1 pseudogene is annotated in these 398 nt (G+C 40.5%); it reads left to right on the top strand.

Annotation, left to right across the window (positions count from 1 at the left end):
- Positions 1-398: pseudogene (locus tag LMB56_RS00075) on the top strand (hypothetical protein); the annotation flags it as partial.

The following is a 398-nucleotide window of genomic DNA, read 5'->3' on the forward strand; positions in this document are numbered from 1 at the left end:
CTTCCACTCATGCTTACTGAGTTACTCAAACTCTCACTCATTGAAACGGAGTTACTTAAGCTTTCGCTCATTGAAACGGAGTTACTTAAACTCTCACTCATTGAGACTGAGTTGCTTAAGCTCTCGCTCATTGAGACTGAGTTACTCAAACTCTCACTCATTGAAACGGAGTTGCTTAAGCTTTCACTCATGCTTACTGAGTTACTCAAACTCTCACTCATTGAAACGGAGTTACTTAAGCTTTCGCTCATTGAAACGGAGTTACTTAAACTCTCACTCATTGAGACGGAGTTACTTAAGCTCTCGCTCATTGAGACTGAGTTACTTAAGCTTTCGCTCATTGAAACGGAGTTACTTAAACTCTCACTCATTGAAACGGAGTTGCTTAAGCTTTCACT

Source organism: Limosilactobacillus reuteri, assembly GCF_020785355.1.
Classification (GTDB): Bacteria; Bacillota; Bacilli; order Lactobacillales; family Lactobacillaceae; genus Limosilactobacillus; species Limosilactobacillus reuteri_I.